General features: G+C 58.2%; 23 protein-coding genes. 14 read left to right on the top strand and 9 right to left on the bottom strand.

Features of this window, described 5'->3' with window-relative positions; translation table 11 throughout:
* Nucleotides 1–91: 91 nt before the first annotated feature.
* Together KP708_RS14425 and KP708_RS14420 are read right to left on the bottom strand one after the other, a co-directional pair.
* Nucleotides 92–1,171 (bottom strand): IS5 family transposase, encoded by a 1,080-nt coding sequence (locus KP708_RS14425; RefSeq protein WP_059431501.1) that lies wholly within the window; start codon nucleotides 1,169–1,171, stop codon nucleotides 92–94.
* 400 nt (nucleotides 1,172–1,571) lie between these two features.
* Nucleotides 1,572–2,255, bottom strand: coding sequence for a YoaK family protein (locus tag KP708_RS14420; RefSeq protein ID WP_059431505.1), 684 nt, complete (start codon nucleotides 2,253–2,255; stop codon nucleotides 1,572–1,574).
* Between the two features lie 222 nt (nucleotides 2,256–2,477).
* Between KP708_RS14420 and KP708_RS14415 the strand changes: the two genes are divergently transcribed.
* Nucleotides 2,478–3,785, top strand: coding sequence for a chloride channel protein (locus KP708_RS14415; RefSeq protein WP_215751207.1), 1,308 nt, complete (start codon nucleotides 2,478–2,480; stop codon nucleotides 3,783–3,785).
* On the opposite strand, the gene KP708_RS14410 is transcribed toward KP708_RS14415, so the two are convergent.
* Both KP708_RS14410 and KP708_RS14405 read right to left on the bottom strand, forming a co-directional pair.
* A complete protein-coding gene (locus tag KP708_RS14410; protein ID WP_215751203.1) occupies nucleotides 3,774–5,042 on the bottom strand; it encodes a sodium:proton antiporter in 1,269 nt (422 codons plus the stop codon). The genes KP708_RS14415 and KP708_RS14410 overlap by 12 nt on opposite strands.
* A gap of 261 nt (nucleotides 5,043–5,303) precedes the next feature.
* A complete protein-coding gene (locus tag KP708_RS14405) occupies nucleotides 5,304–5,960 on the bottom strand; it encodes a TetR/AcrR family transcriptional regulator (protein WP_010505827.1) in 657 nt (218 codons plus the stop codon).
* 109 nt (nucleotides 5,961–6,069) lie between these two features.
* Between KP708_RS14405 and KP708_RS14400 the strand changes: the two genes are divergently transcribed.
* Together KP708_RS14400 and KP708_RS14395 are read left to right on the top strand one after the other, a co-directional pair.
* Entirely contained in the window at nucleotides 6,070–6,636 is a 567-nt protein-coding gene (locus KP708_RS14400) for a hydrolase (RefSeq protein ID WP_010505826.1), read from the top strand.
* Nucleotides 6,637–6,684: 48 nt separating this feature from the next.
* Entirely contained in the window at nucleotides 6,685–8,103 is a 1,419-nt protein-coding gene (locus KP708_RS14395) for a DHA2 family efflux MFS transporter permease subunit (protein ID WP_059431528.1), read from the top strand.
* 185 nt (nucleotides 8,104–8,288) lie between these two features.
* Here the strand turns inward: KP708_RS14395 and KP708_RS14390 are convergent, their stop codons facing one another.
* Complete coding sequence (locus KP708_RS14390) at nucleotides 8,289–8,690, bottom strand: nuclear transport factor 2 family protein (RefSeq protein ID WP_010505504.1); 402 nt, start codon at nucleotides 8,688–8,690, stop codon at nucleotides 8,289–8,291.
* A 115-nt stretch (nucleotides 8,691–8,805) separates the two neighbouring features.
* Between KP708_RS14390 and KP708_RS14385 the strand changes: the two genes are divergently transcribed.
* Together KP708_RS14385 and KP708_RS14380 are read left to right on the top strand one after the other, a co-directional pair.
* On the top strand, nucleotides 8,806–9,369 hold the full coding sequence (locus KP708_RS14385; RefSeq protein ID WP_010505505.1) for a TetR/AcrR family transcriptional regulator: 564 nt from the start codon (nucleotides 8,806–8,808) through the stop codon (nucleotides 9,367–9,369).
* A gap of 168 nt (nucleotides 9,370–9,537) precedes the next feature.
* On the top strand, nucleotides 9,538–9,699 hold the full coding sequence (locus KP708_RS14380; protein ID WP_164473961.1) for a hypothetical protein: 162 nt from the start codon (nucleotides 9,538–9,540) through the stop codon (nucleotides 9,697–9,699).
* An 85-nt stretch (nucleotides 9,700–9,784) separates the two neighbouring features.
* Here KP708_RS14380 and KP708_RS14375 read toward each other — a convergent pair whose 3' ends face one another.
* Nucleotides 9,785–10,063: a DNA-binding transcriptional regulator gene (locus KP708_RS14375; protein WP_010505506.1), complete on the bottom strand. Its 279-nt coding sequence runs from the start codon at nucleotides 10,061–10,063 to the stop codon at nucleotides 9,785–9,787.
* Entirely contained in the window at nucleotides 10,032–10,304 is a 273-nt protein-coding gene (locus KP708_RS14370; RefSeq protein WP_010505507.1) for a BrnT family toxin, read from the bottom strand. Before KP708_RS14370 ends, KP708_RS14375 begins: the two co-directional genes overlap by 32 nt.
* A gap of 330 nt (nucleotides 10,305–10,634) precedes the next feature.
* Between KP708_RS14370 and KP708_RS14365 the strand changes: the two genes are divergently transcribed.
* The 8 genes from KP708_RS14365 (at nucleotide 10,635) to KP708_RS14330 (ending at nucleotide 14,038) form a co-directional block, all read left to right on the top strand.
* Entirely contained in the window at nucleotides 10,635–10,898 is a 264-nt protein-coding gene (locus KP708_RS14365) for a hypothetical protein (protein ID WP_010505508.1), read from the top strand.
* A 28-nt stretch (nucleotides 10,899–10,926) separates the two neighbouring features.
* Nucleotides 10,927–11,499, top strand: a complete 573-nt coding sequence (locus tag KP708_RS14360) for a hypothetical protein (RefSeq protein WP_371822789.1) — start codon at nucleotides 10,927–10,929, stop codon at nucleotides 11,497–11,499.
* A 78-nt stretch (nucleotides 11,500–11,577) separates the two neighbouring features.
* A complete protein-coding gene (locus tag KP708_RS14355; RefSeq protein WP_010505512.1) occupies nucleotides 11,578–12,054 on the top strand; it encodes a helix-turn-helix transcriptional regulator in 477 nt (158 codons plus the stop codon).
* An 11-nt stretch (nucleotides 12,055–12,065) separates the two neighbouring features.
* Entirely contained in the window at nucleotides 12,066–12,353 is a 288-nt protein-coding gene (locus KP708_RS14350) for a DUF2312 domain-containing protein (RefSeq protein WP_010505514.1), read from the top strand.
* 4 nt (nucleotides 12,354–12,357) lie between these two features.
* Complete coding sequence (locus KP708_RS14345; RefSeq protein ID WP_010505515.1) at nucleotides 12,358–12,657, top strand: hypothetical protein; 300 nt, start codon at nucleotides 12,358–12,360, stop codon at nucleotides 12,655–12,657.
* Nucleotides 12,654–13,079 (top strand): hypothetical protein, encoded by a 426-nt coding sequence (locus KP708_RS14340; RefSeq protein WP_010505516.1) that lies wholly within the window; start codon nucleotides 12,654–12,656, stop codon nucleotides 13,077–13,079. Before KP708_RS14345 ends, KP708_RS14340 begins: the two co-directional genes overlap by 4 nt.
* A gap of 54 nt (nucleotides 13,080–13,133) precedes the next feature.
* Complete coding sequence (locus KP708_RS14335) at nucleotides 13,134–13,847, top strand: HD-GYP domain-containing protein (RefSeq protein WP_010505517.1); 714 nt, start codon at nucleotides 13,134–13,136, stop codon at nucleotides 13,845–13,847.
* The gene (locus KP708_RS14330; RefSeq protein WP_010505519.1) at nucleotides 13,844–14,038 is read left to right on the top strand and encodes a hypothetical protein; all 195 of its coding nucleotides are present in this window, start codon (nucleotides 13,844–13,846) and stop codon (nucleotides 14,036–14,038) included. The genes KP708_RS14335 and KP708_RS14330 overlap by 4 nt, the downstream gene beginning before the upstream one ends.
* 96 nt (nucleotides 14,039–14,134) lie before the next feature.
* Here KP708_RS14330 and KP708_RS14325 read toward each other — a convergent pair whose 3' ends face one another.
* The gene (locus KP708_RS14325) at nucleotides 14,135–14,506 is read right to left on the bottom strand and encodes a hypothetical protein (RefSeq protein ID WP_026017748.1); all 372 of its coding nucleotides are present in this window, start codon (nucleotides 14,504–14,506) and stop codon (nucleotides 14,135–14,137) included.
* A gap of 266 nt (nucleotides 14,507–14,772) precedes the next feature.
* Between KP708_RS14325 and KP708_RS14320 the strand changes: the two genes are divergently transcribed.
* Entirely contained in the window at nucleotides 14,773–15,597 is an 825-nt protein-coding gene (locus KP708_RS14320) for a hypothetical protein (RefSeq protein WP_010505522.1), read from the top strand.
* A 107-nt stretch (nucleotides 15,598–15,704) separates the two neighbouring features.
* Here the strand turns inward: KP708_RS14320 and KP708_RS14315 are convergent.
* On the bottom strand, nucleotides 15,705–15,923 hold a 219-nt coding region (locus tag KP708_RS14315; protein WP_215757206.1), incomplete at its 5' end, for a hypothetical protein.

Below are 15,923 nucleotides of genomic sequence, written 5' to 3'. Positions count from 1 at the left end.
TTTCAGGCTTTTGGCGATTTGATTGACGGTTTTTGGGGGAGCTTTTGATCTGCGTTTTGAGCAGATCGGGGACTGCTCTCCCGCTGGATGACTATGCGCTCGCGTTCAATCTTTCGAGGAAGAGGAAGCGGCGCATGTTGTAGACGATATTGGCCAGCCCGATCCTCATGGTGGCCCGGGTGATACCGACAGTTCGGATGAACAATCCCGTCTGTGATTTCTGGTCGGCAAAGACGTGCTCGACGCGCGATCGGATCACGGACTTTCCAGCATTCGATTTCTGGATATGTCGGGGCATAGGCTTGAGATGCGGCTTTTTTCTGTGAACCTTTGAGACAAAACCCTCTTTGTCCATGAAGTCCTCATTCGCTTTCGAGCGATAAGCTGTATCAGCCCAAACGCTTGAGGCCGTATTGGTTTTATCTAACAGCCCCTCTCTCAATCGCGCACCATCACTGGCGGCGGCATCCGTCGTCTTCCATTTTCGGATGAACCGAAACTTCCGGTCGATGGAGACGTGGGATTTGTAGCCAAAGAACGGGATGGCGAGATCGCTCGACGGTATGGTTCCATCGTCCTGCCGCTTCGCCTTCGTGAACTTAAGTGTCCATCGTGCATGACGATCCTTATGCGACATCTTTGCGGGCTTGTCCTGCCGGTCTTCTGGAATACGTCCTGCCCGGAGATCCGCTTTCTCAGCCTTCGTATTGCGCTGCTTTGGAGCAGCCACCAGTGTTGCATCCAGGATCTGGCCGGACATCGGGAGATAACCGGCGTTCCGCAGGGTCGCGTCAAATCGGTCAAACAGCCTTTCAATGGCACCCGCCTGTGTCAAACGCTCACGAAACAGCCAGACCGTTTTGGCATCCGGCACGCGGTCCGACAGCCCCAATCCCAGAAAGCGCATGAACGACAGGCGGTCGTTGATCAGATACTCTGTCCGTTCATCAGACAAAGTGTTCAACGTCTGGATGACCAGAATTTTGAACATCAGCACCGGATCAAACGGCGGACGTCCGCCTTTACTTCCGTCTGAATAGGCCAGAGCCAGCTCCAGATCAGGGCGGAACACCTCAAAATCCACAGTCCGGGAAAAGGCCTCCAGCTGATCGCCAAGCCCGCTCAGCCGAGCAAGGCGCTCTTCAACATCAAAGAAACCAGGCTGCTTCATCTTCCACCATCCCCAATCAACGCCGAAGAAATGGAATCACACAGAACAGCTCAGAACCAAGGGTTTTTCGAACCCTCCAGACGCAAGGGGAGGTTTTTGACATGACTGTCCAAGAACTCGGTGCTCTCTATGAAATACACGGACCCGAGGTCCAATATGACGCACGTGTGCAGGGATATCACATAACACTTCCTATGAAGATTATTTCTGCACCAAAATCAAATTCATACCTTCTCCAGAGAGCTGACTCTGATTATTATTTTTCTGCCAGCGAAATTGTTGATATGAAGAAATTATAATTACGTAGTTTTCTACGGGGGCGTCTTGCAAACGCAACTGTGCAAGAGGGGTTAAAGCATCAAACACCAGATTGTTCTGTGATATTCAGCTTTGGCTCCTTTCAGTCCTCGTAACGTCCATCATGCTCTGATTTCCAGACGTCCCAGTAAAGAAAACCCAGAAACGGCAGGGGCCAGAGAAACGGAAAACTGCCGTGTATTGCCAGCCCGAGTGCTGCCATCACTGCCCCCATGAAAAAAGACAGGAAAGACAGCCCCGGCAGAAGAATACTTCCGGAGAGCGGAGCACTTACTCGGGTCGGCGCCAATTTTGCGGCGACCCAGGTTGCAACACCAGATGCGGCTTTCAGAAGATTGGTTGTAATGACAATCGTCGGCATTGGTGTGCCGGAAAATTTCGCAATGGTTTCTCCTTGTACAGCCAGTAGAGCCGGAAGAAGCACGAACTCACCCCAGTATCGGTATGGAGATGAATGAGCCGCCTGCGCCAGCATCATCAGGATCGTCATGAACATAATGCCGTAAGCCGGAAGCCAGAGAAGGCGCGCCAGGCTGGTCAGGATCGCACTGGCAAAGAAAATCGCCAGCGCACCGACAAGCAGGAAACCATGGGGCCAGTTTCCCTGCACGAATGAAGCGCCCATATGCGTGGTGTTTCCAGTCATCGCCCCTGCAAAGACACCTCCCAGGTCCACGAAGCTCAGAGCATCTACATATCCTGCCACAAGACCCAGGATGAAAATGCGCCGGCCGGAGACAGCAATTGGCATGAGGGAAGGCGACATCATGAATTCCGATATTTGACCCGGTTCAGATAAATCTGGCACGACATTCTTATTCCAGTTTTCCAGTCGTCGTCATGAGGGCCGAGGAAACGGCTTATACTGCTATGGACGTTTTCTGTGTCTGATATGCCTTCTGCTCCTGTGAAACCATCTGCTCATCACAAGGACAGGATCCACCATCTCAGACGAACAGCGCGCGCCAGGACAACACGCTGGCGCCGGATGAGTCTTTACTGGATCGGCGCTGTCCTTGTGGGTCTCACTGCCGTTTTATTTGCCAGGTTTGGTGATCAGTGCGCTGAACTGCGGACGCGCTTCGTGACGTGGCATCCCTGGGCCATGCTTGTTCTCGCGCCCGCGGGCTTTGCCTTTATTACCTGGATGACACGAACGCTTTTCAAAGGATCACAGGGGTCAGGAATTCCCCAGACGATCGCTACCCTCCACATGGGAAATTACGACGTTGTGGACCGTATTCTCACGCTGCGGATTGCCGCCGGGAAAATCATTCTGACCTGCCTTGGCCTTGTCTGCGGTGCCTCCATCGGACGTGAAGGTCCCAGCGTGCAGATCGGGGCCTCGATCATGCATGGCTTTTCACGACTGCTTGGGCAATCCAATATCGCGTCCAAGCGCAGTATGATTCTGGCGGGAGGCGCTGCTGGAATGGCAGCTGCTTTCAACACGCCGCTGGCTGGAATTGTCTTTGCTATTGAGGAGCTTTCTCACTCTTTCGAACAGAAAGCCTCAGGCCGGACATTGACGATCGTTGTGATCTCAGGTGTCACCGCTATTACCCTCATGGGAAATTATACCTATTTTGGTCATGCCGACGTCAACATCCCGGTGGGGACAGCGTGGATCGCCGTTCCTGTCTGCGGCATTGTCGGGGGACTGGCTGGGGGGAGCTTTGCCGCACTCGTCATCAGGGCTTCCAGAGGCTTACCTGGCTCTGTCGGCCGATTGGCCAAACAGCGTCCGATCATGTTCTCAGCATTGTGCGGACTGTTGACCGCGGTGATCGGCCTGATCTCCAAAGGGAATACTTACGGAACGGGCTATGTGCAGGCCCAGGCAATTTTCGCAGGAACCGACCACTACCCGGCCTCGTTCTTTATCCTGAAGTATCTCTCCATGCTGGTTTCGTACTGTTCGGGAATTCCAGGTGGAATGTTCGCACCTTCTCTTGCAATCGGCGCGGGTATCGGCGGATGGATCGAGCAGTTTCTGCCGCACACGACCCCCGGTGCAGTCGTGCTGTTGGGGACAGTCGCCTATTTCTGTGGTGTTGCTCAATCGCCGTTAACAGCAACGATTATCGTCATGGAAATCTGCGATAACCAGCAAGTGACCCTTGCACTTCTGGCCACAGCGTTTCTGGCGTTTGGTGTTTCCCGGATTGTCTGCCCTCAACCTCTCTATACTGCCTTGGCCGACAGATTTCTGGAAACGATGGACAAACCCTCGGCACGACCAGAGCCCATGCTTACGAAACAGGACTCTGCCTCTGAGGAGAAGTTACCGATCTAAGCTTGAGAGACGGGTGGAGGGGAACAGTCTTCGGACGACCCATTCCATCGTAAGTCCTTGTACGATGATCGTGAATACCACTACGCCGTAACAAACCGGCAACAGCAACTCCCGTAAGTCTCCGGCTGGCAGTCCAAGCGCCAGAGAGACCGAGATGCCGCCACGGAGGCCACCCCATGTCAGGATACCCAGGACGCGGCCTCGTTCCCATTGCCTGAGGTGGGTTGGGAGCGTTGAAAAGAGCACGCTCAAGGCCCGCACAGCAATGGATAGCGGGATGATGGCAAGCGTCGCCAAAACTGCAAACACATGCGGCTTGATCTCAAGGATTTCAAAGCCGATCAGCATGAACAGCAGGACGTTCAGCACCTCGTCAATAAGGGTCCACGCAACGTCGAGATCCTTGCGGGACGCTTCATCGAAAATGGAATGGCTATAGCTTGTTCCAAAGCACAGTCCTGCCACCACGACGGCAATCGCTCCGGACATTCCAAACTGATTGGCGATGCTGAAGGTTCCAGTGGCCAGGGCCAGCGATGTCAGCAGGTCGATATGCGGATCCCGCTGTCCCTTGAGCACCCGCAAAGCCATCCACCCGGTCAATGCGCCCAACAGACCACCACCGATTGCCTCCCGGCAGAAACTTAGCGCAATCCCGGAGGCGGTCACTTCGTGGCTTCCTCCGGTTGTCAGCCCGATCGTGACACCGAAAATGACAACACCCACGCCATCGTTGAACAGGCTTTCACCTGCAAAAACAGCCTGAAGCGGTCCCGGCAGACCCAGACGTTTTAGCATTCCTACGACTGAAACCGGGTCCGTAGGCGCGAGAATGGCACCGAGCACAATGCACCATGTAAAGGGAACCGCGTGTCCCAGCAGCGGAAATACGGACCACGCGGCGACCGCAAGAAATGCGACAGCCAGAATGGTTCCCAGAATGGAGAGGGCTGCCACAGATATCAGCTTTGCCCTCAGATGTCCGACATTGACCTGCATGGCCCCGGCAAACAGAAGAAGCGACAACGCGCCATTCAGAAGTGCCGCAGGGAGATTGATGGCTCCAAGCATCGAACGTGGAAAAGCCTGAAGGTCGTAGGCCGGAAGCAGTGAGTTCAGGATCATGACCATAAGCGACGTCAGCAACGAGAAAATCAGAACACCAATCGTGACAGGAATACGCAGTGTGTGATGATTGAGAATGCTGAAGCCTGCCGAAAGGGTCAGAAGCAGAGCAAGAAGGCTGATGGTATCCATGCCGCCACCGCTGGACACTTCCGGACCTTACGTCAAGGGAAACCGGTAATGTCCGCTATCGGGGAAAGCGCGACAGATCGTTGAACGGCAGAAATGTAGGCGACTGCTGTCTGCCTGCTAAGCAATCGGCCATCGCCGGGTACGAGATTTTCGCGTCAAAACTGTGTTAATTCTCCCCGGTTTTCTCGCATCCATTTAGCCTCCTCACTTGAGGTGCGATGAAATGGGCGTTTGAAACCCTGGCTGCACCAATCCGCGAAATTATGGCTCTGCGTCCGTTATGCCGTCTGAAGTACGCCGAAACGGCTGCAGCCGGTCCGTTAGATAGAGTCGGTGCATTCGCCGCAATTCGTCAGGCGCGCCTGACGTCGTGGGGGCGTCCTTCGCCAGCATGCCGCGCAACACTTTCATGGTGTTTAGAACGACCGCAGCAATATCTCTCGCTAGTGCGTCCTCCAACTCTGGCGCACAGACACGCAATGCTGCCGCAATTCCGGCTATGGCATGTCCTCGTGCACGATCACGGATCTCCATCTTGTCAGTCCGTGCCTCCATCAGCGCAGACAGGGATTTCACGCGAGGATGAAGCGTGACAAGCAGTTCGATCAGAACGTCCGCCAGAGCGTCCGGCGAGAGCGTGGCTGCACGTTTGGCGAGTGCCGCGTATTCGTCTTCCAGAATGGCAATATGGCGCTGCACTAAAGCGTCCGCCACCGCCTCCTTATTCGGAAAGAAACGATAGAGCGAGCCGATCTTCGCTCCGGCTCTTGCTGCGATCTCCGCCATAGTCGTCGCCTCGTAACCGCGCTCTGCCATCAGGTCCGATGCGGCTACCAGTAATTCCTCGACGCGCTGACGCCCAGCCGCGCGCAGCGGCTGAAGAGACGTTCGTTTACCCCTTGACGAATTTGAGTCCATCCTCAAATAATGCTCCTGCTTGAGTATATACTCAACTTATTAACGTTTCCGTGTGTTCCGGACAACGGTTCGGGATGGCGGTTCTAATGCCGATAGGGAAAGTCTTGCCATGATTTCACTCCCAGCCAGCAGGACGGCCCTCGTCCTGATCGATCTCCAGAAGGGCATCACGGGGCTTCCCCTGGCTCCCACACCGGGTACTGCGATTGTTAAGCGATCGAAAGAACTCGCGGCGCGTTTCCGGGCCGCCGGTGCTCCCGTCATTCTGGTAAACGTTGCATTTGCACCAGATTTCGCGGACGCGGTGCATGCGGTCGTCGATCGCTCCTTTTCACCGCCTGACGGCTTCGCACCAGACTGGGCTGAACTGGTCGACGGGCTTGCCGAACCGACCGATCTGCGTGTCACGAAACGGCAATGGGGTGCCTTCTACGGCACGGATCTCGATCTTCAGTTACGACGACGCGGTATCTCTACCATCGTGCTGGGCGGAATCGCGACCAATCTGGGGGTAGAGTCTACGGCCAGAGCAGCGCATGAGCATGGATACAACGTCGTGCTCGCCACGGATGTCATGTCCACATTCACCGAAGAGATGCAGCGCTTTGCCTGCGAAGAGATTTTCCCCCGCCTTGGCCGCGTGACGACAAGCGAGGCGATCGCGCTGGATGCGTAAACGCATGGCTCATGTCTGCGCGCCTCGCGGTTCCCAGCGAGATCATTCATGAACGCCAGAACGTCGTTGCCAGCCCAGGGCTCGGATCGACTGCCACCGGGCACATGGAAAATCGTGAGCGTCGCGGCGATCGGGTCTTTCATGGCGCAATTGGACGCCACGATCGTCAATGTGTCGCTTCCCGATCTTGTCGCGACCCTGCACGCTCCGTTTTCACACATTCAATGGGTGGTCAGCGGCTATCTGCTGGCGCTCGCCCTGACGTTGCCGCTGAATGGATGGCTCGTAAGCCGCCTCGGGGGGCGAGCTGTCTATTTATGGTGCTTCGGTGCCTTCACGCTGACATCAGGTCTTTGCGCCCTGGCGTGGTCTGCGCCGTCCCTGATCGTATTCCGTCTGCTGCAAGGCATGGCGGGCGGACTGCTCGCCCCTATGGCGCAGATGACGGTTGCCCGTGTGGCGGGCCGACAGATGCCGAGGGTCGCGAGCGCGATGACGGCACCTGTTCTGCTCGCGCCGCTTCTTGGACCCGTCGTCGCCGGTGCCATTCTCTCCGTTGCGTCCTGGCGTTGGATCTTTCTTCTCAATGTGCCGGTCGGGCTTGCGGCTTTTGCCCTTGCCGTTCTGTTTCTCCCTGACGATCGGCATGACGAGCGCCCCCGACCGCTTGATCTGACAGGGCTCGGATTGCTCGCACCCGCCCTCGTCTCGTTTCTCTACGCCATGGATCATGTCACCCGACCCTACGGATCAGCGACCCTGGGTGCGTCTCTCGTGCTGTTCGTCCTGTATGTCCGATCCGCTCGATACAAGGGTGATGACGCGCTGATCGATCTGCGCCTGCTGCGTGCACCCGCCTTTTCTGTGTCGGCGGTCATCATGTTTCTGACGAACGGGGTGTCGTTCGCCGGTCAGATGCTTCTTCCGGTGTGGCTGATCCACGCCTGCGGTGTCTCGCCCGAGCGGACAGGCCTGTTCATGGCGCCTCTGGGGCTGGGGATGATGTGCGTCTATCCGCTCATTGGCCGTCTGAGTGACCGGTTTGACGCGCGCAATCTAACCGGTTGCGGGGCTCTTTTGTCGTTGGTCGGAACAGTGATTTTGGTGGTGCTTGCTTATAGCGGTCTGAATGTCGTCCTGCTGACCATAGCATTGTTGTTGCGTGGCGGCGGTGCGGGCGCCGTCGGCATTCCGGCGATGAGCGCGGGATACGCTTCGATCGCACGCGCGGATATCCCGATGGCAACGACTGCGCTGAACATCATGCAAAGGATCGGAGGGCCGATGTTGATTACAGCGTGCGCCACATTCCTCGGGTGGCGGCTTGCGATAGTCGGTCCATCCCATGTCGCATCGGAGGCTTATGCCGAAGCATTTGGATTGCTCGCATTATTCCATGGTGTTCTGCTGTTCGCCACTCGCTTCATCCAGCCTTTAGAAAAGAAACGCCAGTTCGGATCGAACTGAACCCGTCGTGCATGGATACTCGCCTGAGAAAATAAAAATGACCCAGGCAAGACTGGCCAACGTCGTCCGCTTAAAGATCAGTCGCTTGTGCTTTGGATTGTCCGAGATGTAGGCGAGAGCAGCCCCATTCAAGCCGTCCGTTCCGACAGTTAGTCTTCTGGGGACGCCATGCCAGCTTGTGCCATTCAATCTGAGACAATCGCTGCAAGCTGAAGCGGGTTCATATAGTCGCGTATCCGAGTGACCTTCGCGTCATGCCTCTCAATGAACCAGACGTAGGACAAGCTCTTTGTGCTATCGTCGACAACGCGTTCATGATGGCCCGTTGCCTCAACAATCAGTTCGTTGCCCGCGCTACGGACGCGAATGTCGCTCAACGCGCCGAACCGGATTATAGACGGCAGATGGGCCATATAGGCCGCAATGGCGTCCCGTCCGATCAGTTCACGCGGGGCGCCCTCGGGCGCGAACGGAAATTCATGGCATGCGTCGGCTGCGTAGATCGCCATCCAGCCCGCGATATCACCTGCGCGAAGTGCGTCCAGTGCATTTTCGAGCCAGTCTGGCAGTTCGGATGTTGGTGACATGGTGCTTCCTTGATATGATTTCCGGACCATGAGTCCAGATTTACATTATATATCGGACCATAAGTCCGAAAACCAAGTAGTTCGTCGCGGACGGCCGCCGACCGCGACGAACCGCATGCTTGAGGCCGCCGATACCCTCTTTGCACAGGCTGATGTGCCTGAACGTGTGACCATGGATGCCATTGCGGCGGCATGCGGTGTCGGGAAGGGAACACTATTCCGCGCGTTCGGTAGTCGCGCTAGATTGCTCGACGCTCTCTGGGCCACAAAGATCGAAGCTCTCCGGGCAAGCGTGGAGAGTGGTGTGGCTCCTTTTCGGCAAGATACCTCACCGCAACAGCGTCTTGCAGCGTTTCTTGATCTGATCCTGACGTTTAAGCTCGACAACCGCCACCTGATCCGGGCGCTCGAATTCGGTTCGGGCATTCTGCAATCGCCGCATTATCGCTGGATGCTTGGGGTGACCGCGAGGTTCATCGAGGAAGGAACGGGCTCGCCGCCGGAGGGTGCGGCCCTTTATAACGCCCACGCCCTTCTGGCAGCCCTGCATATCGACCTAATTGAGGACATGCTCGCAAACGGGCTATCGCTGGACACGATCAGGGAAGCACAGGCCAGGCGCGCCTACATGGCAATGGGCATTACAGAATCTGACTACAAAACACTTGTACGCATTTGATCGATCATGTCTGCTTTCCAGAAATTTAAACGCCCCTGTTTATGACCGAAATGTAGGCGAAAACGGACCTGTTGTCTTCGCTCTTGCGTGCGATGAGACAGATGGACGCATATGGTGTGATCCTGGCCTGTGGTCCTCACAGGACGTTGTGTCTCGGAGTTCTATTTCATGAAGAAGTCGCGTGATGGTCTCGGCGCTTTGGCAATGGGAATTTCTTTGGGGGCTGCGTTTGGCCTCTTGATTGGAAACACGCTTCTCGGAGTGTCCGTGGGTATCGCCTTTGGCCTGTTGATTCCCATGCTACGCTCAGAAAAACATAAGGATCGATAGGACCGGGAGCCCTGTCACCCGGTTTTGACGGCTATCCGGCGTTTGGGGTTGATGGGCTGAATCCCCGGCTCGTTGTGAAGGTAGCTCAGGCCACTGCCTGAGCTACCATATCGGGGTGACGTCCGATGACCCGGACGTAGGCTACAGCGAAGTCGGGGGCCATCGCCCGTGCCTGTTCCCAGTCACGTAACGTGCCGACAGGGACGCGGAAACGGCTGGCAAATTCGACCTGAGACAAACCGAGATCGTTACGGGTTTTACGGATCAACCGCGCTCTTTGCCCACGCTCCATGCCTTCGGTGGATACCGCACGGTCTTCGGAATCCGCCGGATCAGCAGGCAGAATGATATGCTTTCTCTTCACCTTTGTTGCTCCTTCTCACGGAAATGAAGCGGGGCAGATCGTCCCGCCAGACAAACACACCGGTGAACAGCTTCTCGCCCACGACGCCAACCACTTTGTAGCGATCCTCCTCATCCTCGATGCGGATGGTGGGCAAGATCAGGTGATTATCGTCCTCGAAAATACGGTCGCCAAAGGCCAGAGACAGCTTGTGCTTTTTTTGGTTGGCGAGGTCTTTTGCGGGGTCAAACCTGTTATCCATGAGACGACAATACGGGATACCCGTAGTTATTGTAAAGAAAAAACTACGGGTATCCCGTAACTTTTGGCCATTCGACAGGTCGCCATCAACCTCATATGCCGGATAGCCGTTTTGACGTGCAAGCCATGGAAGCTGGATCGGTTGGAGTGCTGAGACTGCGTCCTGACCTGCTCCTATTGGCCCCTCCCGAAATAGACTGCCTGAACCGCACTCACAAACGCCTTCGTCATACTGCCCGGTATGACCGAGCAACTCATATCTTCCAAGCAGGCCGCCCTGCCCAGGGCATTCTCTTTTCCCTCCCTGAACTCTCCATGGATGCTCGGCAGCATGGTTTTCGCGGGGACACTGGTCCTCGGGTTTGGCTGGATGGTCTTTCCTTTCGATATCCAGATGGTCTGGACCATGGTTGCACAGGCCATCCTGTTCTCCCTGGCTCTCAGCGTTCTCGGAATGGATCTGCGGCGCCTATGGAAGACGAAAGCCTTCATGCCGCGGTGGTACGTCCCGGTGTTCGTCCCCGTCTGGGTGGCGATTGGTCTGGCTAATTTGCAGAAGGCCTACGAGTGCATGCGGGTGGCAGGTCAGCTGTGAGGCAGCGTCACCGCACTCACAACCGGACGTGGCAGACTGTCCGCACGATGACAGCAGACAGGGCAACACAGTGAAGATCGGCTGCAACCAACCCAAAGCGCGGGTTTTTCGCAAACTGAATGCAGAGACACAACGTGAGGCCTATCAGTCTGTCCTTCAGCACGTTCGGACCTGCCTGAACCGTGGGCCGTACAACGTTCTCGAACTGCGGGCGAACCTCACCCCCGAGCAGGCGGGCGCTCTGCCTGATGCTCTGGTCACGCTTGCAAGAGCCGGAGAAATCGCAGCCCTGGGGCACAGTGTCTACGCCCGCGTGCCGTGGATGCCCGCGACAAGGACTGTCGTGACGTCGCCCATTCATGACCTCGTCTTTGCGTCCCTGACCGAGCACGAAACCGCTGGCGAAATTGCACCCTGGCTTGGCCTGAAAATTGCGGTTGTGCGTGAGGCGCTCGAGGCCCTGGAACAGGCGGGCCTGATCGAGGAGCGACTGGATCCCCGTCGACCCAATCGCTACCGGATCGTCTCGCCTCATATGGCCAAACATATCCGGCAGGGCGCACAGGACCGGACGTTCACCGATATTGCCCGGCACGGTTGATCGATGGCGGTGAAGGCCTTGCGGGAGGTTATCCCCGGATCCGGTGGACAGCGTTGTGGGCAACCGGGGGGAGGACGTGTGGATTCACGCTCCGTTCGTCCCGGGCATCGTCGGGTGACCCTTTCGATTGCCAACGAACTGTCTGTCATCGGCTGGAGCGCGCGTCAGGCCGCACGCCGATCCGGGGTTTCGAAAGACCGCATCCTGCGCTGGCAGGACGGGCAGGGGCAGCCTGATCCGCACTTCCTGAAATGGCTTTCAGCCCTCGGGATCCTCCACCGCAGGCTGAGCCACCCGCTGGCGCGCGCTGTCCCGCCTCCGGGTAATCGCCCCCCGTTAAATGGCTATGCGATCACCAGTGCCCTGATCACGATCGGCTGGTCCGAGCGCGTGCTGGCCGAGCGTCTGGGGGAGCATCGCACAGCCCTTCGCCGTCTGATCGCAAGTCACGGGCATCTTCCGGTGAGAGAGTCCCGCTGGCTGGAAGCCCTGGCAGACGGGCATCGCGATCTGCCCCGCCCCCTCTCGCCCATCTGCCTCTCCCCCGATCCCTGAAAGGTTGACCCATGTGGCAACGCGTTTCGTTTCCTGACGACTCTCAGGACAATCAGGGTGCCGTCGCAGGCGGCATCGCCGCCGAGCGGCTGCGGTCCATCATCGAGCGGGTCGAGCGCCTGGAAGAAGAGCGCAAGGCGCTGAGTGGTGACATCAAGGATATCTTTGCCGAAGCCAGGTCGGCCGGGTTCGACGTCAAGGTCATCCGCATGATCATCCGGCTGCGCAAACAGGAGCCCGCAGAGGTCGAGGCTCAGGAAACCCTTCTGGAGATTTACCGCCGTGCCCTGGGAATGTAACGCCATGCGCAACGTGCCGGTCCGGGAGCGCGTTGCGGAAGTGATCAGCGAGGTTCTGGCCAGCTGGCCGAGTATTGGCCTGCTTCTGTTTGCGTTTGTCGTGCCCCGTCTCGGCGCTCTGATCGGACCTGTCTTCATCCTGGGCGGAGGCCTCGGGGCCCTGATCAGGGCCGGGGGACCGGAGATCGGCCATGACGGCCGGGATTACGGACTTGAGCGCCGACGCAGCGCCGTGTTCGCGAGCCTCGGTGCGGTCCTGCTCCTGCTGTCTCTCTCGCGCCTTTTTCCGGGAGCCGGCCTGTGACGTCCTATTCTGCACATGCGGCCTGGTCGCAGACTGTTGTGACTACCGTTCGCTATACAGGTCTTCCGGACAGGGACGCGCCTGCGGCGACGCCGCCCCGCCGTGTCGGCCGGTTCAGCTGCATCGCCGGAGGCATGCTGTTTCTTGTGACCAACGCGACGGACGGGTTCTGTGCCCTGGATCAGGTTGCGGGACCGCAATCGTGGCACCTGCACGCCCTTGGCCAGCCGCTGTTCGCGCTGACCTTCTGGCCGTGGATGCTTCTCGCCTGCGTTACACTGGCTCTGGTCAAGGTCGCCGAACGTCTCACGGGTCTGGTGCCGGCATCTGGAGACCGCAGTCGTCGCGGGATCAGGATTGTCGTGACCTGTGTTGCCCTCCTGCTCGGCGGCCTCGGCCGCTGTCTCCTGCATCCGGCCTGACCGGACTCACATTCAGCGTCCGTAGGATGAGCCTACGCAATCGGAAGAGGTGACATGCCGGAACTTCAGACGCTCCTCAAGGAAGTCGTGAGACGTCCTGCAACCTGTGACTCCCAGAAGGGTCCTCCTCTCGCCAGTCTGCTGGCGCAGCTCGCCCGCGGCGATGACGGTCATGGCCAGCGTGTCGGTCGACTGGCGGGTCTGATCGGTCATCTTGCAGGGAGTGGGCTGTGCGCCAGCTCCCTGGAGCTTGCAGGTCGACTGCACGATGCTGGCAAGCTCCTCCTGCCAGACAGCCTGTTAAATCATCCCGGAGCGTTCAGCTCCCGGCAGATGACGGTGATGCGCCAGCATCCTTCCATGGGTCTGGGGGCCCTGTTTCATCTTTCTGCCGATGTGCCGACGATCGTTCATGAGGCGGTTCTGCTCCACCATGAGCGGTATGACGGAAAAGGCTATCCCTTTGGCCTGCAGGGTGACGCCATTCCGCTGGCTGCCCGGATTGTCGGGCTGGCCGATGTCATTGACGCGCTGCTGTCGGCACGCTCTTACAAGTCCGGATGGTCGCCCCGACAGGTCAGAGCCTTCCTCCCGGAGCAGGCCGGGACGGCCTTCGATCCGCGGCTCGCAGAACTTGCGGTGGAGGCCTTTGAGGATCTTCTTGCGATCCGCCAGAGCGCCGCTCAGCCGGTGCGCGGCTATGTTCCACTGCCCGCCCAGGTCCCATTTTCTTCACGCACCATCAATCTTCGGAACGACACCCCATGATCTCACTCCCTGTTCCTCCTGCAATCCACACGTCGTCTCACGAGACGGCGCCCCTCAAGGTCCTCGCCCGGGAAGCCGACCGCCTGCTGGCGGACAACCGGAGAGAGGAAGGTCTGGCCATGATCGAGGCGCTGTACCTGCAGGCCGAAGCCGTCGTGCAAAAAGTAAGCCTGTCCCGGGGGGAGCACTGAGAAAGTCACCGGGAAGAGGTCAGACAAAGGACAGGCCGGAGCCCATCGCAACCCGTGCCGAGTGATACCGGCACGGGTTGCGTCTGTGACAGGGTCTTACTGCGGCGAGGAAGAACTGGCGTCCCCGGTCGGAGCCGTCGGTTTGTCGTCAGAGGTCATCTGGCCCGGTTTGGTCGAATGCTCGACATCATAGGCCGTGGCCTTCTCTTCGTAGGAGCCCTTGGCGCCCGGATGATCCTTGTCATACAGCGCGGCCTTCTGACGCGCTTCCTTGCGATGCTCGTGGCGGACATACATGCCCGTCACACACCCGCCCATGGCGCCAAGGACGCCATGATGATTGGCGACATGGCCGCCGACCGCACCGGCAGCACCGTATTTCACGCAACCGCCCGGCTCCGCCTGGGCGGCTGTCAGTGTCGTGGTCATCAGGCCGGCTGCAACAGCCAGCATCAGTATCTTCTTCATCGGGATCTCGCGGTTTGAAGTGGGGCCGGCATGAGGTCGACCGCTCTTGTGAAGAGAAAAACTGATGAAAGCTCAAAGAGTTGCGGCGAGGATCTGAAACACGGGGTCAGGAGAAGCGGAAGATAGGTCAGAAGAGAAAGGGGGCCAGCCACAGGCCGTCCAGCCGCCACAATGGTCCGGCCGCAAGCGGCCCGCGCCCTGGAGGACGCGCCATTGTCCCGTCCAGCCGTCTGCGCCTGCGGGAAAGCATCTGAAAAAAGAAAAGGATGTTTTCCGTGGCTACTGCCGTCACAACAGTTTTCACACTCACCGGCCCGCAGGATCGTCTGCGCCAGATCGCCGAAGAGCGCGCCTACCGGACCTGCGCACCGGACCAGATGGCGTGGGAGAACGACACCACACTGGTGATGACCCTCGAAAACGGCATCGGCACGTCTTTCCTCCGTCACGGAGACGGGCTTTCTGACGACTATCCCGACGTCAGTATCCGGGGCATGGAGTATTTTGACTGCTTCGATGATCCGGGCTTTGCCAAATGGCAGGGCGGTCAGCTTGCCTATGAGGCGGATCTCATCACCGTCTTCGGAATCCTGTTTCCGACCGACGCCTCAAAAGACTGGCCGGGCTGTAACGCCAGCTTCTGGCACAGGTCTCCGCCTCTCACGGCAGCCATAGCCGAGAACTGTCCGGACTTTGACCTGATGCCGCTGCGGAAACTGGCAGGGCCAGCGCCCGGATGGGTTCAGACCTCGGATGGCTTCGCCACCCTCTTCCTTCGATTGCCCTCAACACCCGATGCACAGGACGGTCTCGGCGTGATTTTCTATCCGGGGATCGGCAGGAGTACCCTCGTGACAGGCATCGACCGTTTCGGCGGCGTGGCCCGGTTCCGGCGTCAGGCTTATGGACAGATCAGCGCACAGTGTCCCGAACTGCGTGCTGTCCTGCGGGACTGCTGGAAGGCTGATGAGAAGAAAAGGCGCAAGGCCCGTCAAAAACGCAAGGTTCTGAGAAGGAAGACGAGGAAGGCGGGCCGGGAAGGGAAGAATAGTCTTTTTCATCTCTTCGACACGGACCCGTGGGTGGTTTGAAGGGCAGAAGAAAAGAAGGATCGGGGCGGCCCTGAAGGGTTCGTTCACCCTATTCCGCTAGGCTCCTGCGTCGCCAAGCTCCACCGAGCCACAGGGTCCAGCCGCCCTCAACCGGGCGTCTGGCCCCTGCGTCTCGGCCCGTCCGGGTAACGGTTCACCCGCGTTCTTTTCCGATGACGGACGGTCCTGGTCTGGGTGATCTGTTCGTGAGACGGCTCCTCAACCTCCCCGGCCAGTCCTGCGGACCGTCCGGGGAGGCACGTTACAGGGAGGCGGCCTCGCATCCAGCGTTCAGTCTGACAGTCGCCGTACCAGTCCGTAAAGCC

This window comes from Gluconobacter sp. P5H9_a (assembly GCF_018812085.1).
GTDB lineage: Bacteria > Pseudomonadota > Alphaproteobacteria > Acetobacterales > Acetobacteraceae > Gluconobacter.
The sequence above is the reverse complement of the archived record's forward strand: the minus strand, read 5'-3'. Positions and strand labels throughout refer to the sequence as shown.